General features: G+C 42.7%; 17 protein-coding genes. 5 read left to right on the top strand and 12 right to left on the bottom strand.

What is annotated here, in order from left to right; translation table 11 throughout:
• Window positions 1-192: 192 nt before the first annotated feature.
• The 3 genes from ACXAGK_RS16310 to ACXAGK_RS16300 form a co-directional block, all read right to left on the bottom strand.
• On the bottom strand, window positions 193-1941 hold the full coding sequence (locus ACXAGK_RS16310; RefSeq protein WP_474857035.1) for a hypothetical protein: 1749 nt from the start codon (window positions 1939-1941) through the stop codon (window positions 193-195).
• Window positions 1942-1986: 45 nt separating this feature from the next.
• Complete coding sequence (locus tag ACXAGK_RS16305; RefSeq protein ID WP_474857034.1) at window positions 1987-3066, bottom strand: DUF4297 domain-containing protein; 1080 nt, start codon at window positions 3064-3066, stop codon at window positions 1987-1989.
• Between the two features lie 86 nt (window positions 3067-3152).
• Window positions 3153-4049: a tyrosine-type recombinase/integrase gene (locus ACXAGK_RS16300; RefSeq protein ID WP_474857033.1), complete on the bottom strand. Its 897-nt coding sequence runs from the start codon at window positions 4047-4049 to the stop codon at window positions 3153-3155.
• Between the two features lie 385 nt (window positions 4050-4434).
• On the opposite strand from ACXAGK_RS16300, the gene ACXAGK_RS16295 reads away from it, so the two are divergent.
• Window positions 4435-4836 carry a hypothetical protein gene (locus ACXAGK_RS16295; protein WP_474857032.1) on the top strand — a complete coding sequence of 134 codons (402 nt, stop codon included), beginning with the start codon at window positions 4435-4437 and terminating at the stop codon, window positions 4834-4836.
• Window positions 4837-5019: 183 nt separating this feature from the next.
• Here the strand turns inward: ACXAGK_RS16295 and ACXAGK_RS16290 are convergent, their stop codons facing one another.
• The 6 genes from ACXAGK_RS16290 to ACXAGK_RS16265 form a co-directional block, all read right to left on the bottom strand.
• Window positions 5020-8862 (bottom strand): SIR2 family protein, encoded by a 3843-nt coding sequence (locus ACXAGK_RS16290; RefSeq protein WP_474857031.1) that lies wholly within the window; start codon window positions 8860-8862, stop codon window positions 5020-5022.
• A 346-nt stretch (window positions 8863-9208) separates the two neighbouring features.
• Window positions 9209-10015, bottom strand: a complete 807-nt coding sequence (locus ACXAGK_RS16285) for a hypothetical protein (RefSeq protein WP_474857030.1) — start codon at window positions 10013-10015, stop codon at window positions 9209-9211.
• Window positions 10016-10248: 233 nt separating this feature from the next.
• The gene (locus ACXAGK_RS16280; protein WP_456252626.1) at window positions 10249-10905 is read right to left on the bottom strand and encodes an HNH endonuclease; all 657 of its coding nucleotides are present in this window, start codon (window positions 10903-10905) and stop codon (window positions 10249-10251) included.
• A gap of 82 nt (window positions 10906-10987) precedes the next feature.
• On the bottom strand, window positions 10988-11170 hold the full coding sequence (locus tag ACXAGK_RS16275) for a hypothetical protein (RefSeq protein WP_474857029.1): 183 nt from the start codon (window positions 11168-11170) through the stop codon (window positions 10988-10990).
• A 213-nt stretch (window positions 11171-11383) separates the two neighbouring features.
• Window positions 11384-12112: a hypothetical protein gene (locus tag ACXAGK_RS16270; protein WP_474857028.1), complete on the bottom strand. Its 729-nt coding sequence runs from the start codon at window positions 12110-12112 to the stop codon at window positions 11384-11386.
• 72 nt (window positions 12113-12184) lie between these two features.
• Complete coding sequence (locus ACXAGK_RS16265) at window positions 12185-13204, bottom strand: helix-turn-helix transcriptional regulator (protein WP_474857027.1); 1020 nt, start codon at window positions 13202-13204, stop codon at window positions 12185-12187.
• 92 nt (window positions 13205-13296) lie between these two features.
• Here ACXAGK_RS16265 and ACXAGK_RS16260 point away from each other — a divergent pair, with 92 nt between their 5' ends.
• Window positions 13297-14316, top strand: a complete 1020-nt coding sequence (locus ACXAGK_RS16260) for a PDDEXK family nuclease (RefSeq protein WP_474857026.1) — start codon at window positions 13297-13299, stop codon at window positions 14314-14316.
• 750 nt (window positions 14317-15066) lie between these two features.
• On the opposite strand, the gene ACXAGK_RS16255 is transcribed toward ACXAGK_RS16260, so the two are convergent.
• From ACXAGK_RS16255 to ACXAGK_RS16245, 3 genes are all read right to left on the bottom strand, one after another.
• Entirely contained in the window at window positions 15067-17385 is a 2319-nt protein-coding gene (locus ACXAGK_RS16255; RefSeq protein ID WP_474857025.1) for a GH92 family glycosyl hydrolase, read from the bottom strand.
• A 55-nt stretch (window positions 17386-17440) separates the two neighbouring features.
• Window positions 17441-18151: a FadR/GntR family transcriptional regulator gene (locus ACXAGK_RS16250; RefSeq protein ID WP_474857024.1), complete on the bottom strand. Its 711-nt coding sequence runs from the start codon at window positions 18149-18151 to the stop codon at window positions 17441-17443.
• 124 nt (window positions 18152-18275) lie between these two features.
• Entirely contained in the window at window positions 18276-21008 is a 2733-nt protein-coding gene (locus tag ACXAGK_RS16245; RefSeq protein ID WP_474857023.1) for a TonB-dependent receptor, read from the bottom strand.
• 332 nt (window positions 21009-21340) lie between these two features.
• Between ACXAGK_RS16245 and ACXAGK_RS16240 the strand changes: the two genes are divergently transcribed.
• The 3 genes from ACXAGK_RS16240 to uxuA are packed head-to-tail and all read left to right on the top strand — an operon-like array spanning window position 21341 to window position 24957.
• The gene (locus tag ACXAGK_RS16240; protein ID WP_474857022.1) at window positions 21341-22576 is read left to right on the top strand and encodes a sugar MFS transporter; all 1236 of its coding nucleotides are present in this window, start codon (window positions 21341-21343) and stop codon (window positions 22574-22576) included.
• Between the two features lie 11 nt (window positions 22577-22587).
• Window positions 22588-23769, top strand: coding sequence for an AGE family epimerase/isomerase (locus ACXAGK_RS16235; protein WP_474857021.1), 1182 nt, complete (start codon window positions 22588-22590; stop codon window positions 23767-23769).
• Window positions 23770-23790: 21 nt separating this feature from the next.
• Entirely contained in the window at window positions 23791-24957 is a 1167-nt protein-coding gene (gene uxuA / locus ACXAGK_RS16230; protein ID WP_474857020.1) for a mannonate dehydratase, read from the top strand.
• Window positions 24958-24979: the final 22 nt, after the last annotated feature.

The raw sequence follows: 24979 nt of genomic DNA, 5'->3' as shown, positions 1-24979 counted from the left end.
CTTTCAGGTCTGGTTCCAGAGCCTGTGCGATGTCTTCGTGTTTGGTCAAGATGAACGTTGCGACTTGCTTTAAGATTGTCTTAGCGGTGTTCTTGTGGTGCGTAGAGGCACCCTATGGGGGGGGGAGTTGAGGCTTCATCATTGTCGAATTGGCCTCTCAGATTTTTGCAATAAAACTGTCTTTATTGGCCTTTAAGGGTTAGAAACTGGAATTACATTTACTTCGAATTCATCGAATAGTTTCTTTATAGAGGTATATTCATCAGGTTTTAATAATCGTCTGGAGTCAAGAGTAATGATATGCGCCTGTTCTGCCATTGGTTTTAAAGCGTCATTTTCCATACAGCAAAGTATTATCTGCTGATTTTTCGGAACGTTTTCTAATAATGCTTTGACGATGTCACCATAACGATGAGACGCTTGCTCTTGTTGGTTTGGAGTATCTACTATAAAAGTCGCCATTTCACAGTTTTTTGCATGTTGAATTTGGCGTAAAATTGCAAGTTGATATGCTAAGACTCCTCTAGTTCCTTCAGCAGCACCACCACCTAACAACTTCTTATAATCCATAGGCGTTTTTACTTTGTTTAGGTTTATTCCAGTGGCGTCCAGTGACTTGATGTTCTCCAATAGATTACCCATAAAAAATGAATCAAGCTCTTCCTTGTCTTTTTTGGTTAATAATTTGCGCTGTTCTTTTTTTATACCCTTCTGCTTTTCGTTGGCGTTTTGTATAACCTGCTGTTGTACGGCTTTTTTGTTCGACAAAGTTTCAGCTATATTTCTGCTAGAAAGTGACAATATTACCCTGCTTAAAGATTGCTTCTGCGACTCTTCGTCTTGTTCATGAATGTCGTATTTGCGTTTAATTCTATCGACTTCACTGTTTATCAATCGTAACTTCTGATTTGTGGTTTCAAGTAATACTTCAGTTTCTCGCAATTCATCCCTTATCAGGTTCTCTTCATCCTCCAGCGCCGCTTTATCTGCCAGTAGCCCCGCTCTTGCTGTAATAGAGTTGTCATGGTGCGTACCGCACAGAGGGCACTCTAAAACTTCTTCAGGAATTGACTCAACAGAAAACTTATAGTCGTCCTCCAACTCCTTTGTGGAAGACTCTACAATTTTTAGTTGTTCCTTCAGTTCGTGAACTTGTGTTAATAGCCTAGTTTGTTCGTCGAAAAATAAACACTGCTGCTGAACAAATTCTTTTAATTCACTTTTAATTTCATTTTGTATGTTTGTAAGTTCTTCTCCATTTAATCCTAATGGCAATAAACTTTTTTCATGTGTATCTTCAATCTCCGCAAACGACTCGTTAGCTATGTCCAATCTTTCTATTTTTGTAGTAGCAGATTTTTCAATTGCTTTTTCTTCAAAGATATCTTTCTCAAGTTCTAAGAATTCAGAACCTATATAGCCACTAAAGTACTTTATTAGATTACTTCTGAAACCATTGAATTGATATAAATTATCAAGCGAATCCCAGGGTGTATCCCAGCTTTTCTTCTGGTCTATATAAAAAGGAAGATAAAAATATGCTGGAGGGGGGCATTCTAACTCGTCTTCTCTATTTTTAAGAACTAAGTCAAAGTTCACTGCGTTTGCAAATTCACGAGCATATTCACCAGTTATCTTGGAAAAAGTTTTTATAGCATCATTCACCTTGCCAAAGGCTATATTATTCCCGTATCGTCTGGCTGCATATTTTTCGTTATTTACGCTGAAGTAGAGTAATGTCATTACATCATTACTTTTCCATTCTTCATCAGTGCTAGGTTCGCAACCAAGTGCCCATAATAGACACTTCGCGAGCGAGGATTTCCCAATGCTATTGTCGTTTCCTGTAACGAGATTCAATCTCTTCGGGAAGTTGAACTGATTCGCCAACCTTTTTGAATTTGACAGAAGAAGCAACTGATGAAAATGCAATCCGTTCATTTTTTGATTTCCTAAGATTTCTTATAAGTAACTTATAATTTTGATTCATAGTTGGTTGACCAATATTGCGTAAAAAACTTCAACGTCGAATGTTTTCTTGTCGCTAACGAGCTTTTCTAAACCATCCGATTTTGATTGATTCATTACCGCGGTTACATATTCTGCATCATTTGGGAATGCGTCATATTTAATTTTTTCCATTGAACTTTTAAATTTCTGAGTTATGTCTAAATCCAGTGATGTGGAAAATCCTTTTCTTTTTAAATATAACCTTTTCAATGATGATTTTAAGCCTGTTGCCTGAAGAGGTCGTATTGCCATTTCATTTGCCACAGAGTCAAAAGTTGATTCGATTTGAGATGTAAGAGGGTGGGTTGAGTGTAACGAAAGAACATGATTGACATCATTAGAATTTATTGACTTCTTATTGGCTAGGCGATTCCAGTCGCTATAGTCAAATTGTATTCGCCCCTTTCTGTACATATCATCAACAATTGCTCTGTATATATTCGAAGGGCTGCATTGAGCCCCACCAAAAATTTGGTCTACCAGTTTGGCGAATTGAGCTAATACGAAGTCTTCTTGTGTTTGAAGTTGAATTGTAGGGACGATAAATTGTAGGTTTGAAGAGTCTAATTCGATTCCTAGTTCTTCTTGTATTTTGGTTGTTAACTCGCTAAGGCAGTCTTCTTCCAAATCCCCACACTTGATTAAATCAAGCTTCATTTTCCCCTTGGTCTCAAAAGAAAAGCCACTTGAGCAAACTAATCCTATATCTTGCACTTTCCCCTTAAATTGAGGCTTGTCACTAGATTTGAACAACTTACCAAGTATGGAGTTCTTTAATCCTCCATCTTCTTTGGGTTTCCGTGAGGTAATAGCTCCCACTGTATACGGTTTCCCGATATTTTTAACTTGATAAAAACCGAGGCGGGAGTTTGCTAAGTCCGATGAGCTGCCAATAACTACATCTTCATGATATTCAACTAATAATGAATACTCTTGCTTATTGCTGTGTTTTTCAATTATTTCGCAAAGCGCCCAATGGAATTGGAAGGCATATTTTCCGAAAGTGCTAGCACCAGCTGTATCAGACTGAGCTTCAGGATGTTCGTGCGACTCCATTTTCTTTCCATGTAAAATAGATTTTATTGCATCCTAGCATAAAGACGTTAACTTCAACAATTTATACTAGGATGCCATTTTTTATTTTAGTCCATTAAATCAACAACATCTTTAACTCCAAGGTGTGTGTATCGCTCCAACATCTCAGTTGAACGGTGCCCTGAAATAACTTTTAATTGGTTAACCGAAAGGCCTCTTTGAGCATACTTAGTAATAGCTGAATGCCTCATTGAATGAAACGATAGTCCGGTTATATCTAGGCGTTTACATGCTCGTCTAAAAGCCTTCGAGAGACTTTCTGCTGTAACGTTGTAGAGGATTTGATGATTATTACATGACACAAGCCTGTCTTTTAAAATCTGAGTTGCTTTTGCGTTTAACGGAACGTAGCGTGAATAGCCATTCTTGGCTTCAGGAACATAAAGTCTGTTTTGGTGAAACTCTATATGTTGCTTTTGTATCTTTACAATTTCTCCTCTACGCATAGCAGTCTCGTAAGAGAGTTCAGCAGCAGATGCAACTAATGGAGGTAAATCTTCAAGCAATAGCTTTAACTCTTTCTGTGTTACTACTCTGTCTCGTGGTTGGCATTCAGGAGGATATTTGAAGTCTTTGAAAGGAAATGGCCAATCTAACTCGAAGTTTTTAATGCCAAACTTAACGATGCGAGACAGCATCTGTAAGTCTAATCTCGCGGTACTGCTCTTTACTTCTTTGAGTCTCTGACGCTTAAATGCTTCGATTTCTGCTAGGGTAGGAGGCGACTTAAAGTTTTTCTTCAAGCATCGCACACGGTAGCGCACAGAATCGCCCATGTGCTCAAGGTATTTGTCGCAGACCTCGTGAAAAGACAATTCATTTGAGCCCATTAAGGCGAAACGTTCTGCTTCTTGTTGAGTTGGAAAAGTCTTAGAGATTCGCTTACCTTGCTCACGAATCTGTACGTTCCAGTTGCCTGATTTTAATTGACGGATAGTTGCCACTTCGTTCACTCCAAAATACTTAAAGGTTAATGGAAGTGAAATTCTTGAGGCCTTGCCAGTATTGACTTTCGGAGGTGCGTGTAGAGTTCGCAGCGTTATCGCGCAGGTGGGCATGGGGTGTCAGGGGTCGGAGGTTCAAATCCTCTCACACCGACCAACTTCTCATATTTTTCAATGACTTACCCCGCTCATTGATTACTCGCGAAATAAGCGTCCCAAAACTGTCACATAATTGTCACATTATACAGTAGTACAAGTTTAACTTTTTCTAACTGTTTATTCATTACTAACTTTAAGTTTCTAGCTTGATGCTCCCGTATCAATAGTGAAAATTTTCCCTAGTCGTGACTAGTTAATCCTGAGGTTTACTAAACAGGACATAACTATGACAAAGAAGACTCAGAAGCGTGATCTGCAAATCACGTTCATTCATCAGTTTAAAAGAGCGACAAGAACCGCTTGGCCTGACAAATTTCGTTTATGTTGGTATTTCAATCCAGAAACCCTAGATTATGTTTACGAACATAAGAACGAGCAATTTGTTACGAATGGTTTTGTTATCTCAGACGGTCTCGCAAATCAGCTTCCAGAAGAGTTCAGGAAGAAATATTTCGAGCCATCTGAACGATGCTTATTGTTCTTAATATTCGAGCTACAAATCGTTGGCTTTATCAATTCAGATGAAGTTGATGGTGGAGAGTTTGAAAATGTTTTCGGTGTAACGAAACATCGTTACTTTTCAGCCGAAGCAATTGATGAATGGACTGAGCAGGTTGAACTACTTTAAGGGCTGCTTTGCAGCCCTTTTTTCATCCAGTAAACATAAAACCATTTATTTCAATTTTTAGGTTGTGTTCGTTAAGCCGTAGTTACTTATATGAACAAGGTTCGAATAATAGGACTCAATCAAATCTGACAGTCGCATGTGTGCCAAAAGCGGACATTACCTTTATTTGGAGGAATTCCCTTTCTATATGTCATTCAATCTGGACTTTAGCTCTATAAGCCGGGGATCATTTGATAGCTTACGCTTGGATTGCTCAATAATACTTAGGACGTCATCCGCTCCATAAGGCCACCTTTCAGGCTGATCAGGAAGTATTGTAAACAAGAGCCTGAGATATTCTTCTGGGTACTTTACTGCCAAATTTGTTTCTTCATCTTCCTTTTTATTCGACTTCCTGATTTCAGGAATAAATACATGTTCCCCCGTTACTTTAGACACCAATTTCGATACTTCATGACTTATGATGGGAAAGTTGTTCGTTTGGTTGAGGGCTATTTCACAGAGTCTGGCGGATGTTTTCGGCGTTCTGACCATTTTGTTTTTAGGCCAAACATTTTGCAAAAACGGCAGTAGATTATTACTCCAATCAGTCTCGGAGTCATCAGCCCATTGCTTCAAATGCCAAAGAGTATGACTTCTAAACTCATCACCAGCATTCAACAATACACTTCGTAACTCGCTGTCCGTAACATAACGCTCACCCGCGTCATCTTTCGATGCCCAACCCATAAGAAGAATGCCTGACAACACCTGAACGTGGCGCTTTCTTTGTACCAAGTCCTTATTTGCCATATGAAGAAGATGGGGTTTTAGTTTGGAATATAGGTCTGCATTAGGCGTTTTAGCCCCCCACATAAAGCCTGACCAAACAGCGTCCTTATCACTTAAATCAGAGTCTTCATTTACTAAAATGCTCAGCAGATTATTCTCTGTCCACTTGGGATCAATGTAGTGAAACCATGAAAAATTGAACGCGAAGATAACCATAGAGTATCGGTGCGCATCTTCAGGGAGCGAGAACAACTGGTCAACTTTCGACAGCCATACTTTTGGAAACCCTTTGCCTCCTTTTAGGCCATCTTTAGCCGAGTCAGTCATATGAAGTTGAGCCAAATTTCCAGACGCAGAATTTATGGCCTCTCCAACCCAGTCAATATTTTTATCTTCCTGTCGAACTAGGGCTGAACCTGAAGACTTGCCATCCTGTGAGAGCACTTCAATAAATTTGTCCCATACATCGTCAAAAAGACTGGGGCATCTTTCTCGCAGCTCAGGGCCAGCATCTTCAAACCAGCGTGAGGCAGCTAGAAGAACATTACCAAAAGCATTATTTGGTATTTGAAAAAGACGACCCGCAATGAGACATTTCAGGCGATACGGATCATTCTTCCTGCTTTCTCTGGAGAGAAAGGTTTCCCAAAACCTCTGCGTGAACTCTCCACTTTTTAGCTCCAGTTTCAACGCGCCCAATGCTCTTAAAGGCGCATCATCACAAAGCCCCTGAAAGGGAGCATACTCAGTAAGATGCCGAATATCTTTACTGCGTTTTTTCTCGGCTTCTTCCAATATTTCTGATAATGGAAGTGATTTTAACGAACTCCAATCTGTGTTGGTTCTAATGACCCCCCCCCCACCATCGTGGCTTTCAGCAGCACTCTGTGAAAACTCTTGCTTCCACTCAGGCGCATCTCTCTTCAACTTTGCAGAAATATTCTCAAGATTAAAACTGAACTTGCATCCTTCGCCTTTCAACCAAAACAATATATTCAAGCGAGAATGGGCAGACCACTTGTTATGTTCTTCTTTCGAGTTACCCTTGTATCTGGGATGACCTTTCAGTATTTTGTTCTCGATTGACTTGCGCTTCCCGTCAGGAATATCCTTCCACCTATTTCTGAGAGATAGCAACAAATCCCGCTGTCCCTTTAAGTTCCAGAAATATTCCGACTCTAAGGCTAGGATTTCATCTGCATATTGGTCACCAGTTGCGATATCATTTAAGCCAGCGGCCCAGACACGTAATCGCGCAAATATAAGATCAGTGTCACGCCATCGTTTGAATTCACGTTTCGCGGCATCTTTATCTACTTCAAGTAGCCGTCGAAACAATCTGACAAAATACAGCGTGTAACCTGACAAGCCGTGGCTCCTCGTATACTCTTGACCTTGTGCATCTTCGTCAGCTTCAATAGCGCAAAGATCAATCCAATACGAATAATCTTGCTCTAAGTCTACCGCACTCTCCAAGTTCTGTCGGAGAGTGTTGACGACCTGGGCTAAAAACTCATCTGGAACTTCAATCCTATAGACCCCTTCCGGGTAGCGCACTTCTGCTCTAACAAGTGACGTAACAGATATTTTTTTTCTGTTATCACGGGGAATACCAATTCTATCGCCATAAAGAATGCCTCCTTTCAGATAAGGAGCTGACACTCTCCCATAATCTCGAACTATGAAAGCACTCCAACCGGATAGCTTTATCTGATCTTGAAGACGATACTCTTGGTGTACTTCACGATCATAATAATGGCTTAACTCGAAAAGTGTATTCCACGCCCTTATAATTTCAATTGGCACTTTCTTTTTTTTATTTTTATCAAGTCGTCGCTTCACATTCGCAAGCACTTGCGAATTTATTGAAATTTGACGACCTGCCCACCAGGCGGCTATTCTCTGATGCGAAATCCTCCCAAACCAATTTGCCAGATATTCTAACCTAGTTGGTAGGGAAGAAGAGCCACTCGAATTACCCCCGCGCATTGCCGGTAAGTGATAGTGCTCAAGCGCATCGAAGTCTTCACTGTTTAAGGCAAATGCGTCCCACAGGCTCCGCTTTGCCTGACTTTCATATTCTTCATTTCGGTCGGAGGGTGGCGGGTCACTGTCCAACGCATAGAACTGGTAAGGATTTATTAGCTCTTCATCCGAGTCAAAATGGCTTTTTTCGTCAGCTTGTTTAGTCCTTATATGGTGATCGAATACGCAAAGCCACTCAGCAGGAATAGGTGGATCTAGTAGAGAAAAGGCTCTGGCCCCTGATTTAGATTTAACAAGGTGTGCAACCATGCCGCGCTCATGCGGCTTTAACCTCGCAGGCCCTTTTCTTGCTTTAACTAAGACTCTTTTTTTCCAAGCAGCAGGGTTCTTAGCCCTAACACTCCAGGCATGGAGAGAATCCCATAGATAAGAATGTCCACCATTTTCGTTAAAATCATAAACTATTGCTTCAACACCTTTTTCCTCCCACTGTGCCACAGCTTCATCGTCGGCATTTTGGAACGCATAAATTTTGTGGCTAGTGTTATTGTGTTGTTGAAGCCCTTCAAGAAGATACCTAACGGGAGGATCGTCCGCTGAGTATCCGATAAATACAGCAACAAACCGTTTCAATACATCTTTGACAAAGTTCCTTGCCCAACCTTGGGCCAAATAAGCATCACCAAACTCAGAGCTTGATAAAACGAAACCATCTTCGTCGGGACCAGAGTAGTCAGGTGTTACTTTGCCATGAAGATGAATAATGCCCCAGTCATTATCGGAAAACTCGATACGCGGAAGACTTGTGCGTGTAACCGATTTTGCCTTTTTATCGCACGCTTCAAATAGCAGATCGAAATTAGTAGTTATGAGCCGCGTTTGCCCCGTTTGAAGTCGGGAAAGCTGCAAGATCGTTTTGTGAGCTGTTAAGTCAGGTTCTTGGGGTGGTTCGAGGCATCTTGCTACTGATTGGTTAATATCCTTGTTGTCGAAACTGCGTATCAAAGCACTAAATATATGGTCTGCGGAAATCTGCCCTCGTGTATGATGGTCCTTATTCAGCTCTTTAAAAGTAGAGAACAGTCTCTTAGCTTTGCTATCTTCAGAGGCCCCAAGGTCATCAATAACTTTCTGCGCCAAATCGGCAAAGCTTGACAACCTTGCGTGAGCCATCGAAACGCCAGCTCCACAAAAGAATATAACATTCCCTTCATCTTGGGCATGCAGAAGTTCATCTGGTATATCTGGCCCGTTTTCTATGAATCTCAATATCAATTCCTTTCGTTATTGTGTATCGGATATAAGAGTATTGAATTGCCCTAGTGCTAAAACCCGTTTAACGCCAATAGATATCTAAGGACAGTGTAAAAATGATAAACCCTCAATCGTCCACTTTGGGTCGAAGTAGTCCTTCAGTTACAGTAGCAAACATACCAGAAAATATCAGATATTCGCTCTAGGCTGTCATGTCTCTCTCGCTCCATCAATGTCTGCAATACGTACTACTCGTAAGTTTAAAGCCTAACCTCGAAGAACCATTCTTTGTCTTGGCTGGCCTTCGAGTTTACAGGCTGTTAGCCCCAAAATGTGTAATTATTTCTAATAATGAGATGTTCTATTTTCTATCAACTATCGGCATAGATTTTTTTTCGCTTAGGACAGCATCGCAAAATTTAGTTAAGCCGCTATAAGAATCAAGGTCTATATCACTCCCCAATGGTATATCGTTATGGTTGGTAAAGAACACTAGGCTACTGCCTGGCTGTTTCATCAACTGATAGCTTTTGTCAAATTGCGCTTTTTGTTTTTCTGTAAACCTAGCTTTTTCTAAAATAGTGTTAAACACTATTACTAGATGATTTTTGTGGTATGTTGCAACCAATACATGATTAGGCAAGCATACATATATTTTCGTTTTTTCATGTGAATTAAAGTTTCCCGCATTTACTAATCCAGAAAGCAAAACAGCACACCTGCTAATATCTTCTTTAATCGTGCTATTTGAGCCTGCGCTCCAATCGGCTCGTTGTATGATGCGTTGCAGAAAATGTTCATGTATTGAGCAATACGAAGTGTAGTCAGTTTCAAATGATTCTAGCTGTGTTTTTTGAAACTTTCGGGTGCTAAATCCACGTGTAAAAATAGGGTAAACCACACCAATTTGTACTAGTTCTATAGGAATATTACTTATATGGTTAATTAGAACATCTACATGCCATGAGCTGATTCGTCGGTTTACTTTTTTGTTTAATAGGAATTCGCCGTGCATGTCACAAAAAAATTCAAATAACTCAAGTGTTGCTTTTTTTCCTCTGCCGCCGTTCGGATAATTTTTTTTCCAATATTCAATCAGACATTCTCTATTGGCCTTAGTAGTTCGAAGGACTCCTTTTGCTATCGCCTTTGCCATGCTCTCATGCATGTTTAATACCCTCTTGAATGAATTTAATTAAGTCTGAATTGATGGATGACGGAGGCCTAGAGTTAAGTTCATCAGAATCCGTAAAAGATGTAGTAAATAGATTAAACGTTATTTTCTCGATATTTTCTGATTCGCGTGACCACTTTGTCTAACTGAGCCAGTTAATTTATCCTGGGCGGCTCCAAAGTACGTATTGCTGACGGTGGGTCACTATGCTTTGTTAGCTAAATTGACTATATCCGATTACCTTTTGAAAGATTGCACCGCTCGCATAATAACTGAAGATTACGAACCGTATTACTACCACCTTTGGAAAATGGAACGATATGATCAAAGCAGAGTTTGGCCTTTGACTCACACTCGACGCATTTGCCACCATCTCTTTGCCAAACTTCTCGCTGGACAGCTCTAGGGATTGCTTCACGTCTCGGCTTTACTGGCTTAGTCTTCGGCATAGCAGATGTATCTACACGTATTAGATCGCTCTCTGAAATCTGTTCTGAAGCTTTATAGACTGATGGATTTGACCTCAACTCTGGTAGTGGGGCGAATGATTTGAATGCTTTTATATAGGAAATTAAATCATCGAGTTCCTGTGAGCTTGTGACAATTAACTTAAGAGCTGGCTTACCCCTCTCTAAGCCGGGAGATGGGTATGTATTGCTATGGCGACCAGATTCCGCTGCATATTCAAGCGCAATTTCTGGCAGAGATTCTGTGTCTGGAGGATACGGCAGCCAAACAAAAGCATGGTCTTCTCTATTTGGCTGATCGGTTTGAACGACTGCTCCAAAGCTTTCTGAAATATTCCAAGCGGTGACTTTGACAGTTTCACGATCCGGTGCGCCAAATTCTTTTGCAATTCTTTCTATAACTTCATTCTTGAACATCAAGCTTCCTATTTTTCCTTGCTAGTGCAGCTAATATTTTAATAGTGACCGATTGTGCCGTTTTTATACCAGTACCATGTCACTATTTTCCATTCCATATTTTTACTAAATAACCTAACTCTATGCTAGCCATATTATTTTTGAGCATTGGCTGAGAGGTCCAAGTTGATAAATGATCGATTGGGTCGTTTGCTAAATATAGAAGAAGCTCAGTGTCTTCTTCACGCTCATAGCGGCCTGTCAGATAGAGTCTAAACCCATTCATCCAGATATAAGCTACTACAACTTATATCTGAGTTAGGGCTCTCGGACGTGCTTTGAGGCCTAATCTGAAGATATCTACAAGTATAATTACGCGCTTAATTTATTTCTCCTGCGGTGTTTCTGTGGGTAGTGCAGACCCTCAGGAGATATACTCCCCATCGCAAAAGGCAGAGGCCTAAAAAGCAAAGTGTATACTCAGGTTTCGCATGCTCCTTTACTTCCAGTCGGTTGAACCCAAGGTATTATCAGCGTACTTAGATATATTACTTGCCAGCGTAGCCATTTTGTCGAAACTATTGATACCCGAAGCACCACCAAAGAATGGGACAACAAACACGAGAGTGTTATTGTCATTGCAACGCGCAACATTGAACATTTCACCGTCGTCTACAGTCGTCAAATCGCAGTCGAAGAAACGAAAAAAAGACATCATCGAGCCTTTGCCGGTACATACTATTACTCGCGGACTATGTTTTTTTACTAAGCTTTGAAAGAAACGCCCTCGATGTGAAATACACCATTCTAGATAAACTTCGAAAGAATGCAGTCCTATGCGCTTAGCCATATCGCTATTCCAAGATACACTGGAACGATTTTTGAAAGAAATAGGAAAAGCATTCATCTTAAATCCTATGCCATCCGAGCACATAAGCTTGTGTCTAACAGCTTGTTCTTTATGCCCATGTTCCCAGTCATAGAGATAACTGTATAGCCAGGCAATCTTATTATTGTATTGATATTTAAGACGCTCTTGTACCTGTCCATCCCAGTTTCCCACATTGAAAGGTCCTTCCATTGCCTTTTCTAGATCAGCCAAGTCTTTAAACTCCGTGCCCCATTCCAAGCCACATACCCAAACACTTGAATCTAAATTTCCACCATCACAGCCGTAGTGGGAACATGCAAATTGTTTGAATTTTTCATTTAACTGGCGCTTCGTCATTACTTAATCCTTTATCCTTTCAACTTAAACACAAAACTTACATCTAACCCGCGTCATAACTTGTCGCAGAATTCAAAAATTATCTACTTTATACAAATTGGATAATGCGGTGACTTCATTTTTAATTGTTTGTCGCAAATTCGTAGGTGCAAGCACTTCAATACTGCTCCCTTGTGAACGTAGCCACCATCTGAACTGCCAAGAATCCTTAACGGTGGCAGTAAGGTTAAGCCAGTCAGTATTAGTTTCCTTAACCTGCATATCATGCGATAGCGGAGTCTCAAAAAGATAGTTGATTACCGAACGATGAATTCGAGCTTCAAAAGCAATGTCACCACTCAAACTAAATTCAGCAGCACCAGAATCGATATAATGTTGCAACGAAAAATTTACTGGCTTATCAATATTGTCCTCCAGTTGTTCAGCGACATCTATTCTCTGTAACGCATATAAACGGACATCTTTGTAACTAAATGCTGTGGCAGCTAAATAAAGTATCTTACCTCGCTGAATCAATCCGAGGGGGTGTAACACGAGTGTTTTAGCCTCTTCCGCCCAAACACCCGAATAGACAACTTTCACTTGCTTATCATCTAACAGAGCACTCTGGATAATGTTAAGGACTTGTCCGTCAATAGCTGGAGGGAGTAACGGCATTGATGGTGTTCGAATGGCGACTTTATCTGTCCATTGAGCAAGAGCATGATCTCGATTAGCTTCTTGCAAATGTTTTTTAGCATATTCGAAACGTGGCTTTAATGGTCTTAAAACCGAGGGTGGCAGTAGTGGAGCGATAACTTCTTCGGTTATTGCCAAGGAAACACAATCACTGATGCTGAGATTAGGTATATCAAACGAAGCATTATCCATCCAGCGCCATCCATAAGGTCTACTTTTGTCATTACAGAGCAACGGAAATTGTCGAGACAGCTCATTTAAATCTCGCTCTACAGTACGCTTTGAAACATTAAAACCTAAGCTTGTAAGCCTTTCTATTAGTTCTCTGGCCGATATACCTACGCCAACTGAAGGTAAGAGTCTCAAGATTTCCCACTGGCGACTTAGCGTATTCCGTTCTGTTATCTGACTCATCTCAATTCGTCCTTACACGTGCGACACATATTGTCGCGCCTTTTAATCACTATACCTTACCTTACTGAATGATCATTCGAAGGAGTGCAAAAATGCTCTACAAAATAGAAGAACAAGCCAACGTTTTTAAGAAATTAGAACCTTTGGAGTTTAAAGACTTTTCGAGTTTTGGAAAGCTTGCAGATAATCTAGAGAACTTAATTGCAAGTAGTATTTTAGGTGTATTGTTTGAAGAAGCTAGATTAATGCCTGCGATTCAGGGAAAGCAACGGCAAGTTGAAGCGAATATTTATGCTCTCAATGAAATAGGTGAATTATTATTATTTAGCTTAAAGCGTGCATCTGATGGGGAAGATGCCGTCAATCAAGCTCTAAGTTACATGCAAAATGCTGGTCAATGGAGCTACCAAAAATTAGAAGAAAAATTCATACGGCATAGTCAAAACGAAACGTCTCTAGTTCAAGCTCACAAAGAAGCTTTCGGCCTTGAGCATGAACTAGAGCCTGAAAAAATGAACAATAAACAACATCTATTAGTTATCGGCAGTGCAGCCGATCAATCACTAATTTCTCACGTTGATTACTGGAAGAAAAACGGTATTTCTATTTATTTCCTACCATATAGGGTTTATGAACTCGCTGGAGAAAATTACTTTGAATTCTTTGCACTTCCACATGATCAACACAAAAACCCAAAAGATGTGAAAGGCGTAATATTCGACACAAATCGTCGTTGGGACGAGAACTCTATTTGGTCGATGATAGATAATAGTCGTCTTGAAACATATGGTGACGCAAAGAAGTTTGTTCACGATATTCATGTAGATGATATTGTTTTCTTTTCACACGAATGGTGCGGCTTAATTGCTGCCGCAAAAGTAAAAGGTGAGGTTAAAGTTCTAGACAGTGAAACTCTGTATCGAGATGTAGAATTTTTGACTCCTACCCCGAAACGGAAGGATAACAGAATGTTGGCTATGCCTTTTTCACAAGTGAAACTAAAAACGGGTAAAACTTTCTTTTGGGCTAGAACTATAAAGATACCTTATCTGTCAAAAAGTGAAGCACTTGAGTTAGTTGAGTTGCTTAATAATTATTTGTATCAAACATAGAAAGTCGCGAATGCTGGAATACTTCGTAGCCGCGCCTTAGAGTAACAGAAGTCGGCTATGAGCGTAAAGCGGGCATCTTATTTTCGATATCAATGAAAATTTAGAATATAGTTTTTAAGGGGCGACCAATGTTACTATGAAGTAGTTGTAAAAAGCTGCTTCTCCCCTTTCGCTTTTCAACCATCGATGACAAGGATGTGAAAATTGCACTCGTTCTCTTCAATTAATTCAAATAATTTTTATAAACTGAGTTATGAATATGGGCTAGTGCCTGCAATTTGTAGTTTACTTCTTGGTATGGGAGTATTCTCATAGAGTCAGATGAAATCAGCGACTGCGAGTCTTGCACAAAGACGAATGGCAAGATAATCGCCTGCATTACAGCGCCTGGTCTCATCCAACGATGACTTTGATTTTTGCGCATGAAGCTCAAAACAAAAAACTCCTTTGATAAGTAAACCTTAAAGCAGAGGTGTAAGCACGCCCAAACTCGGAGCGCAGCACCATAGCGCAGTTCACTTACCTGTCTCGACCACATCGATTTTTCATACGCCTGGTAGAAGCGCAGGAACGTCATGTTTAATCTCGCTCGTTACAAGTGTTTCATCACTAGGGCATGCCCTAGAAATCTCAAAGTCATGTAGGAAGGCGGCATTATTCACCTCAATAACCGATTACTCGCAATCACCGAGCAGCTTAAAAAGCAAATAATGCCGTTTGTGTGCGCAAAAATGCGTCAAATTGATAGAGTCATTCCTGAGGAGTAGACGTCATCTCAAGCTTTAGCGTACCACCTTGGGTAATTTCGCTGTGCATCAGATAACGTCGCTTAAGTGGCTCGCCGTTTAACCACGCAGCTTTAATATAACGATTTTCATCGCTGTTATGTACGGTCTCAATCGTAAAGTTTTTACCGCTGTAATAACGCTCATCTAAAGTAATGGTAATACGGTCAAAAATAGGGCTGCCAATTTGATAAATAGGATTTTGTCGCGCGCCACCATCTACTTGGAAAAGTCCAATTTTCATCAGCACTGCAAGTGAGCCCATTAAGCCTTGATCTTCGTCACCGTTGTAGCCATGCTCTGGCGACAAGTTTTGATAAACTTCATTGACCACCTCTCGCGCCCAATATTGTGTTTTGCTGGGTTCACCGAGTTCATTAAAGATAAACGCGGTTTGAATTGAAGGTTGATTACCGTAGTTGATGGGAATACGGCGATACTCTTCGTGGGTTTCCTGTGCGTGAGCCGTACCCGAGGTAAAACCGAGTTTCCCAGCAGTTTCAAAAGCGTCATTCAAGCGTTCGGCGGCGATTTTTTTCCCGCCCATTAAATCGGCAAGCCCGGCGATATCGTGGGGAACGTACCATGTCATTTGCGCTGCGTTCGACTCAACAAAACCGTGGCGGTATTCGAATGGGTCAAAGTCGGCCTTCCACTCTCCATACTCATCTTTCGGGCGCATGTAACCTGTCTCGGCATCATAAATATTTTGATAGTTAAGACTGCGAGCTTTCAACCATTCCGCGTCATCATCTAAACCTAGTTCTAGGGCTAACTGTCCTAACGTCCAGTCTTGATAGGCGTATTCAAGGGTTTGTCCTGCTCCATCGCGGTGGAACGCGTCGCTTTCAATTGGCAGCGGGTAAGGCACAAAACCCTGTTCCACGTAGTATTTTAATCCACCCCCTACGGCAGTATCGTGTTCATAGCCTGCGTGGCTCATCATACCGCCGGGCAAGTGATTCTTTTTAAGCGCTTCATAGGCTTGCAGTGGGTCAAAATCATGAATACCTTTTAAATAGGTACTAACGATAAAAGGCGTAGACGAAGCGCCTGTCATCACGTAAGTATAATTTCCACCAGAAGGCCCTCTAGGCACATAGCCGCCATCTTGCGCCAAGGTGAGCATAGAGTTAGAAAAGTCAGACGCCACTTTGGGGTAGGCCAACGGCCATAAAGTCTGAATTGTCCATTGTGCGCCCCAGAACGAATCTGAGTTGTGGTGATTAAACTTGGGTTCTTGTTGTGCGTTTAACGGGAGTTGCTTGATTTGTCGCTCAGCGCTGGTTTGATCTGAGTAGCGGCCATCGACATCTGAGACAATGCGACGCCCCTGAAGCGCGTGGAACAAGTCGGTGTAAAAACGGCGGCGCATCTTTTCGCTTCCGCCTTCTACTTGGATTTTGCCTAACCATTCATTCCATGTATCACGCGAAGCCGCCACGATGGCATTGAAGTCCCACTCAGGTAACTCAGATTCCATGTTCTGCTTGGCACCATCCTCATCCACATAAGAAATAGCGACTTTCATTAGCACGTCATTGGTAGCGTCATCCAATGTTAACAGGGCTGCTGTGTCATTGACGTCAAGTTTGGCAACAGACTTATTTAGCTTGATATAGAAAAAGACCGGTGTTGGGCGAGGACGTCGAATAGTCGGTGCATTAATAACAGATCCACTAAACGTGGTGTCATCGATTTGCGTGAAGCTGCCTTTAGATAACGCCGAAGGACCAAATTGGCCCTGTAAGTCGAGCAATATTTGTTTTGGCCCAGCTTGGGTATATTCGTAGTGGTGAAAACCCACGCGTGTGGTGGCGGTTAACTCAGTATTAATGCCATAGCGCTCAAGCACGAGTGAATGATAACCAGCGGCGACGCTTTCTTTGTCGTGGCTAAACGCTGAAAAATAGTCATTTTCTATGTCCGCGAGTGGGCGCTGTTGTGATACAGGCAGCACAGATAAACCAGACAACTGCCAAGCGTGAACATGGTTGAACCCTTTTACTTCTTCTGTTTGATATCTGTAACCGCTGCCCCATGCGCCGTCAATTTCAGTATCTGGGCTAAGGTTCACCATGCCGAAGGGGCGTGTTGCTGAATTAAAGTAAAACCAGCGTGAGTTAGCTGAATCTAACCAAGGCCATACCGCATCAACAGGGGCAAGTTGTTCACTAACCGCTTGTTGTACTGAAACCGGTGCTTCTACTTTATTCGATTCTCCACAGCCAGCTAGCGCCGCACTGACAAGTAACGCTGGAACAGCGCAATGCGTTAATCGCATGTCTTTCTCCACGAAGGTTGCGATCACTCACGCCGATACATTAAGCGTTAGGAAACTAGTCGTCGTTTAAGGTGCACTCTGAGAACTCATTGATGACTCGCTGAATATGGGCTCTCATTGCTTCTCTTGCGCGATTTTCGTCTCTGTTTTGTAATGCTTCTATAATCAGGTGATGATCTTCAATTATTGGTGACGCACCACGACTGCGAATTAGCGTGTCGAAGGTGGTATTCATTTCAGACCGATTACGCAGCGACCACAACCAACAGATGATCTCGTAGATACTTGAGTTTCTGGTTGATTGTGCGATCAGCTCATGAAAACTTCGGTCATAACTGTGTGTTTCTGCTAAATCCTGACTCTCAAGATTTTGCATTTTCTTTTGAAACACTTTTAACTGATGAATTTCCTGATGGGTAATACGCTGAGAGGCTAAAGCAGCAGCTTCTGACTCAAAATACAAACGGGCTTCAAGAATTTCAAATGGGCCGGGTAGGTTGTCTTCAATGTTGAGTTCATTGCGGCCAGATTCAGCGATGACATACACACCCGAACCCGAACGAATTTCCACAATACCACTCACTTCTAACGCAATCATTGCCTCGCGAATAGTTGGGCGGCTGACATTGAAGGTTTCCGCAAGTTTGCGTTCTGCCGGCAGTTTTTCACCGACACGTAGACTACCCTGACTTATCATCTCGAGAATCTGTTCGGCGATTTGCAAGTAAAGACGCTTGCTCGATAAATCATTAATTTGAAATTGCATAAATGTTGTTTTTATCAGAACCTGTTAATACTTACACTTTAGCGTGTTACTGCTCAGGTGGTCAATTTACATGACCAAATAAAAATAGTGGTTACCTAAAAAGGTAACCACCTAAACACAGCAATTAGAAGCTGTAGGTCACACCCATGAAGTAGGTCGAACCAAAGGTCGCGATAGACTGCAAACGTGCCTTCTCGAAACGAGTTCCACGCTCGTAATCGCCGTTCACGTTAATCCCTTCTAGCGACACTTTTACGCCGTTTTCAAACTCGTAAGACATAGAAATATCCACTTGCTTTCTGGCGTCGAGTAGGCTGCCAGGGTTAGGCACAAGCGCACTACTATCTCCGTAGTTTTCGCCCGTTTTAGAACCGTCATTCAATGAGTATTCGCTGCGATAGTTCATCGCGATACGAATGGCGAAACCACCGTTTTCATAGTAACCAATAAGGTTAGCTGTGCGCTCTGATGAACCAAGTAGCGGTTGCTCTTCTTGTGGGTTATCTGCGTCTAGCAAGGTATAGTTGGCAATCATACCCAAGCCGTTAAATGGTGCAGGTAGGAAGTCAAACGACTGGTTGTACGCAAGCTCAATACCGTTGATCTTCAATACGCCGTCGGTAGCGCGGTTACGAGTGATGTTATAAATGTAGCCGTCTGTACCGCGACATTCACCGGTAGCTGAGTCAAAAGACACATCCGCCAACTGGAAATCACCTGGACATACCGCTTCTGAAATAACTTGGTTCTTCACGTCTTTTCTAAAGTAAGCCAAGGTCAACGCGCTTGATTCATTGAAGTACCATTCAGCACTCAAGTCATACTGATTTGCGGTTAATGCAGGAAGGTCGAAAGAGCCTTCTGATACATTCACAATAATATCAGTGCCATTATCTTGGGTTGCAATCTCGCGGCCGAAGCTCGCGGTTTCACCAATAATTGGGCGTACTAGCACTTTACCCGCAGCTGCACGAATTACGATGTCATCGGTTAAATCATACGCTAGGTTTAGGCTGGGTAACCAGTTGTCGTAATCAAAGCTGTTTGATGACGGCTCGGCAGAGTCGCCACCGATGTCTGTGAATGCGCCAGTAGTAACTTGAATACCGCCGTCATAGGTCACGGTGTCTACCGTACGGTCGGTTTTTGCGTAACGCATACCAATGTTACCGCGCAGGTAGTCGTTGCCGAAGTCGAGCTGGGCGTAAAGGTTAGTAATGTTGCGATCGATTTGGAAGAACCCTGCTTCTTGGAAGTTAGGCTCAATGGTCAAACCTGAGTCATCAAAGGCTTTTAGATAAGCGTCAACATCGGGCAATACATAGTTCAAGTTCAAGCCAGAGAATTCACCACCAGTAAAGTTTTTAACGGTATAACTGGCTTCTGCCACAGTTGGGAAGGGCGCAGTATAAATATCGTCGTCGCGGAAGTTGCGGTCATAACGTGTACTTTCAGTATCTAGCGTTTGTCTGCGATGTTTGGCACCAAATTTCACGGCTTTAAAGAAATCGCTTTCAAGGTAATAGTTGAAATCAACCTGCGCAGCGAGTTCGTCAGTGTCGTAGGTTTGCACTTTACCTGAAATGTCATTACGGAACAGGTTGTCCAACGCCCATGAGTTCGGTTCTGATACTGGGTTCAGCCCGTTAGACGTGAACACAGGGTTATTGGAATCCATGTCGACTTCAAGGTCAGAACGAATACCCAATACGATTGCGCGTTCAACAATATCAATACTACCAGCGGTATAATGCAGTGCACTGTTCATTTTGAGCTTGTCTGAAATCAACCAATCAGAAGTACCAGTTACTGCGTAGCTGGTGCGTTCTTCAGTTTGACGGGTGTGGTTCGCTTCAACGCGGATGTTTTCAGCAAGAATCTGGTCAACGGTGTTGTCTGTTTGACCTAAAAACGTCAGCGCTGGCTCTGGATCACCACCACTAAATAGCGGCACCAACTGTTGGAAGTATATCTTACGTTCGTCTTGGGCAAGAATACCTGTCAGGCCAAATTCGAGGGTGTCACTGGCAACATATTGAATCGCGGTGTTCAGCAAGTAGCGTTGGGTGTTGCCGTCTTCACGGCGCAAACGAGGGCGGTTTGTGCGCTCTAGCGGAATACCATTTTCTGCATAATCACTTTCACCATCACCGTCTGCATCAACATCAGCAAATCGCTGGCTGTACATGAGATCATAACGGGTATCGAGTTCTTGATAACCGAAGTTTAGCAATACACCTAGGTTGTCATTAAACTGGTCAATATAGGTAAAACTTGCTCCAGGCGTAGTACTGCTGCGATCTTCTGAGTAGTTTGCTTCTACTTTCGCTAGCATTTTTCGCTCTGAATAGTTGAGTGGCTTGGCTGTGCCTATGTTAACCGCACCAGACAGACCACCTTCATCCATAGATGCACTGGGAGTTTTGAAAACTTGAATTTCTGAAGCGAGTTCGGATTGCACAATATCAAAGCGGAAGCCACCGTCAAACTGAGCGCTGGCGAACGCTTGACCGTTCAGGGTTGTTGCCGCGTATTCGGGGCCTAGACCTCGAATACTGATCAACGCACCGCGTCCGTTAGAACGCTGAATTTGAATACCGGCAATACGTTGAATCGATTCGGCGATATTCTCATCCGGAAAGCTTGAAATGTCGTCGGCAGAAATGGCGTCAGAAACACCTACTTCATAACGCTTCATCGACAATGCTTTTGTAACACTAGAACGAATCCCTTTAACTTCTATCACTTCAGGATCTTGTAAGTTTGTTTCTTGCGCGAGCACCGTAATCGGTAATGCCAATGCTAATGCAGTGGCTAACGGTGTGAGTTTGCGTTGGGCCTCAAATCGGTTTTTCATGCTGTCTCTCCCAGTCTTATGAATAATTGGTAAGGCCGGATTAGTATAATCAAAAGAAAATGGTTTTAACAACTAAAATTTTACAAAAAATAAACGAAAGTTACACTCTGTAAACCTAATTAACTCATTCGATTATGTTGAAGATAACGCTGTTGTTGCTGGACGCTGCGTGATTGATGATACTAAAAAATCCTATTAATACAGTGTTTTGTATTTATTTTTTGTTTTGTTTAACCCCTTTGTTGCAATGTTGATGGTCTTCAATTACCCTTTGTAAGGTGGCCTTACCAAAAATATGTGATGCTACCTAATTGTGAACATAAAGGTGACCAATGAATACAGTAAGTAAAACACAAGCCTCAATAGTGAAGTCTCATTCGCCATTATTAGCGATGAGTGCGTTGTTTTTTTTCTGGGGCTTTCTGACAAGCTTGAATGATGTCTTGATCCCTCACCTTAAAAGTGCGTTTTCATTGAATTACACCCAAGCCATGTTGGTGCAATTTGCTTTTTTCGGCGCTTACTTCCTTATTTCTCTGCCTGCCGGCAAGTTAATTAGTCGTTTGGGCTTTAAAGCCGGCATTATCGCGGGTTTATTAACCACAGCGGTGGGGTGTGTGTTGTTTTACCCCGCTGCAGAAGTGAAGTTGTATGTGTTTTTCTTAGGGGGGCTATTTGTTCTCGCCAGCGGAATTACGATATTACAAGTGACGGCAAACCCCTATGTAGCAGCGCTGGGTGATGAAAAAAGCGCATCAAGTCGACTGAATTTTTGTCAAGGCTTGAACTCGGTGGGGCACACTGTGGCCCCCTTCTTTGGTGGTGCGTTAATCATTGGGGCGAGTCAGCTCGACGGGCCTGCTAATCCAGAGTCGGTACAAATTCCTTACTTGTTGATTGCATTTGCTCTGGTTGTGGTGGCGATTGCATTTAAGCGCTTCCCACTACCTAAAATTGCCGCAGAGGCCGAGCAACCTGCAAGCCTGCAAGGAGAGGCTGTGAAAAAGCTCACGGCTCATCGTCATCTTGTCTTGGGGGCCGTGGCGATATTTTTGTATGTCGGTGCTGAAGTGTCGATCGGCAGTTTTTTGATTAACTTTTTAAGTAGCGATGATATCGCTGGCCTTACTCATAAAGATGCGGCGAGTTATTTAGGGCTTTATTGGGGCGCTGCTATGGTCGGGCGTTTCGCTGGTGCTTACATCATGCAGTACATCAAAGCATCTTCTGCGCTCACATTTAACGCACTTGCAGCTATTGTTTTACTAGTGGTTGTTATGTCAGCCAGTGGCAGTGTCGCCATGTGGGCCGTGGTATTAATTGGTCTGTGTAACTCCATCATGTTCCCGACTATTTTCTCACTAGGGATTCGTGGTTTAGGCGGCGCGACGGCCGAAGGTGCGGGCCTGTTGTGTTTGGCTATTGTCGGCGGTGCGATTTTGCCCGTTATCCAAGGCGTTGTAGCCGACACCCTGAGTATTCAGATGAGCTTTATCGTGCCCTTGGCTAGCTATGGGTTTGTCACTTGGTATGCACAAAAAGGCAGTAAGCTGCCAAATGAACAATAGAGAGTTGGGTTATGTTGGATTGTAAAAACAAACAAGCATTAACGTCACATATTCAAGACATACTGGCGTTTTACGCGCCGAACGTGTTGGATGAAGTGAACGGTGGGTTTCACCAAAACTATTACGACAATGGTGACGTATTCGACCTCGGTAAAAAGCATCTGGTCAGCTCTACTCGGATGATCTTCAACTACTGCAAAGCCTATCAGCATTTTCAACGTGAAGAAGATCTCAAATGCGTTGAACACGGTTTGGCGTACTTGCTCACTTGGCATTGGGATGCAGATCGACAAGCGTACAACTGGTTTTTAGATGCTAATACACCAGTGGACCAAACCAACCATGCTTACGGACTAGCTTTTGTGATCCTTGCGCTTGCGACCTGTGTGAAAACAGGCTTTAAACAGGCTGAGGCGCCTTTGTATCAAGCGTGGGACATACTCAATGAGCGATTTTGGCAAGAGTCAGATGGTTGCTATGCCGATGAAGCCTCACCAGATTGGTCAACGCTAGGTACGTATCGCGGCCAGAATGCCAATATGCATTGCTGTGAAGCTCTATTAATTGCCTTTGATGCAACCCAAGACGAGGCGTTCTTAACACGTGCTTATACACTGGCAAAAACCTTTGCGGTAGACAAAGCAGCACAGACTCAAGGTCTTATTTGGGAACACTATCATGCTGATATGTCGATTGACTGGGAGTACAACAAAGACGACCCCAAAAATCTGTATCGTCCGTGGGGCTTCCAACCCGGTCACCAAACGGAGTGGACTAAATTACTGTTAATTTTACATCGCCATCAGCCCGAAAGCTGGATGGTGGAAAGAGCGCAAGCCCTATTTGATAGTGCCTTGTCACTGTGTTGGGACGAGGAAAACGGCGGTATTTTTTACGGCCATGCTCCAGACGGCGAAATTTGCGACAGTGACAAATATTTCTGGGTACAAGCCGAGTCGTTAGCTGCGGCAGCGTTGTTAGCGAAAGCAACGGGCAATGAAGCTTATTGGCAATGGTACGAAAAAATTTGGGCGTATTGCTGGAACGCCATGATTGACCACACATACGGTAGTTGGTACCGCGTACTCACGGCGGACAACAAGCCTTACAGCAACGAGAAAAGCCTGGCTGGCGCGAAGTGTGATTATCACACCCAAGGCGCGCTCTGGGAAATTATCGAACAGGCATTATAACTTTTATAAGAGTAACTATTTATGATTGAAACGTGGAGATGGTTTGGTCCTGATGACACCATTACCCTAGAAAAAATTAAACAGGCCGGCGCGACCGGGATAGTCACGTCATTGCACGATGTTGCGACTGGCGAAGCCTGGGAACTTGACCGCGTTAAAGCGCGTAAAACCATGATCGAAGAAGCAGGCTTAGCCTGGGACGTGATTGAGAGTATTCCTGTTCACAACGATATTAAAAGCCGCACTGGTGATTACGCTCGTATGATAGAGAACTACAAGACTTCTCTTCGCAATGTTGGCGCCGCCGGTGTGACCACGGTTTGCTATAACTTTATGCCAGTGGTGGATTGGACACGTACTAACCTCAACTATCAATTGCCCGATAAAACTTACGCCCTTCGTTTTGAATACTCAGACTTTGCGGCGTACGACGTGTACATCATGCAACGGGAAGGGGCAGAAAAGGATTATCCAGAAAGTTTACTCGCCAAAGCTAAAGCGCGCTTAGATGTTATGTCTGAAGAAGAAAAAGCCTTGCTTGAGCAGAATATTATTGCCGGCTTGCCGGGTGGTGAAGGGTCTTATGATCGCGCCAGTATCAAAGCCACCATTCAATCTTTCATCGACCTTGGTGAAGACGGCTTGCGTAACAACTTGTTTGCGTTTCTTGCAGAAGTGGTTCCCGTTGCCGAAGAAGCGGGTGTGAAACTGTGTATTCACCCTGATGATCCACCGTTCTCTTTATTTGGTTTACCTCGTGTTGTCTCAACTCAAGATGACGCACAACGCTTGTTGAATGCCGTACCCAGTGAAGCAAATGGGCTAACCATGTGTGCAGGTTCATACGGTGCCCGAGGCGACAACGACTTGGTGCAAATGGTGAATACATTCGGCAATCGCATTTACTTTGTGCATTTGCGCAATGTTAAACGCGAAGAAGATGGGTCGTTTTACGAGTCGGCTCACCTCGACGGTGACAATGACATGGTTGGCTTGATTCAAGCACTACTGCGTTGTGAAAAAGACTTTCAGTGCAAAATACCAATGCGCCCTGACCACGGGCATTTATTGGCAGATGAGCAAGGCAAAGACGGTATTAAACCCGGCTATTCTTATCTTGGTCGCTTGAAGGGCTTGGCTGAATTGCGTGGTGTAATTAGCGCGGTATCGTATATTCAATCTCGTTAATAGTATTTTCTGCAAGGAGTAA

This window comes from Alteromonas sp. ABM1_013 (assembly GCF_056160505.1).
This window is presented reverse-complemented; position numbering and strand designations above follow the sequence as displayed.

Bases quoted from the DNA above. Each gene is read 5' to 3' on its own strand.
- ACXAGK_RS16250 (WP_474857024.1), bottom strand. From the start codon at position 18,151: ATGCAATTTCAAATTAATGATTTATCGAGCAAGCGTCTTTACTTGCAA.
- uxuA (WP_474857020.1), top strand. From the start codon at position 23,791: ATGATTGAAACGTGGAGATGGTTTGGTCCTGATGACACCATTACCCTA.
- ACXAGK_RS16265 (WP_474857027.1), bottom strand. From the start codon at position 13,204: ATGAGTCAGATAACAGAACGGAATACGCTAAGTCGCCAGTGGGAAATC.
- ACXAGK_RS16275 (WP_474857029.1), bottom strand. From the start codon at position 11,170: ATGAATGGGTTTAGACTCTATCTGACAGGCCGCTATGAGCGTGAAGAA.
- ACXAGK_RS16240 (WP_474857022.1), top strand. From the start codon at position 21,341: ATGAATACAGTAAGTAAAACACAAGCCTCAATAGTGAAGTCTCATTCG.
- ACXAGK_RS16305 (WP_474857034.1), bottom strand. From the start codon at position 3,066: ATGGAGTCGCACGAACATCCTGAAGCTCAGTCTGATACAGCTGGTGCT.
- ACXAGK_RS16285 (WP_474857030.1), bottom strand. From the start codon at position 10,015: ATGCATGAGAGCATGGCAAAGGCGATAGCAAAAGGAGTCCTTCGAACT.
- ACXAGK_RS16260 (WP_474857026.1), top strand. From the start codon at position 13,297: ATGCTCTACAAAATAGAAGAACAAGCCAACGTTTTTAAGAAATTAGAA.
- ACXAGK_RS16255 (WP_474857025.1), bottom strand. From the start codon at position 17,385: ATGCGATTAACGCATTGCGCTGTTCCAGCGTTACTTGTCAGTGCGGCG.
- ACXAGK_RS16235 (WP_474857021.1), top strand. From the start codon at position 22,588: ATGTTGGATTGTAAAAACAAACAAGCATTAACGTCACATATTCAAGAC.
- ACXAGK_RS16245 (WP_474857023.1), bottom strand. From the start codon at position 21,008: ATGAAAAACCGATTTGAGGCCCAACGCAAACTCACACCGTTAGCCACT.
- ACXAGK_RS16295 (WP_474857032.1), top strand. From the start codon at position 4,435: ATGACAAAGAAGACTCAGAAGCGTGATCTGCAAATCACGTTCATTCAT.
- ACXAGK_RS16280 (WP_456252626.1), bottom strand. From the start codon at position 10,905: ATGTTCAAGAATGAAGTTATAGAAAGAATTGCAAAAGAATTTGGCGCA.
- ACXAGK_RS16310 (WP_474857035.1), bottom strand. From the start codon at position 1,941: ATGAACGGATTGCATTTTCATCAGTTGCTTCTTCTGTCAAATTCAAAA.
- ACXAGK_RS16270 (WP_474857028.1), bottom strand. From the start codon at position 12,112: ATGACGAAGCGCCAGTTAAATGAAAAATTCAAACAATTTGCATGTTCC.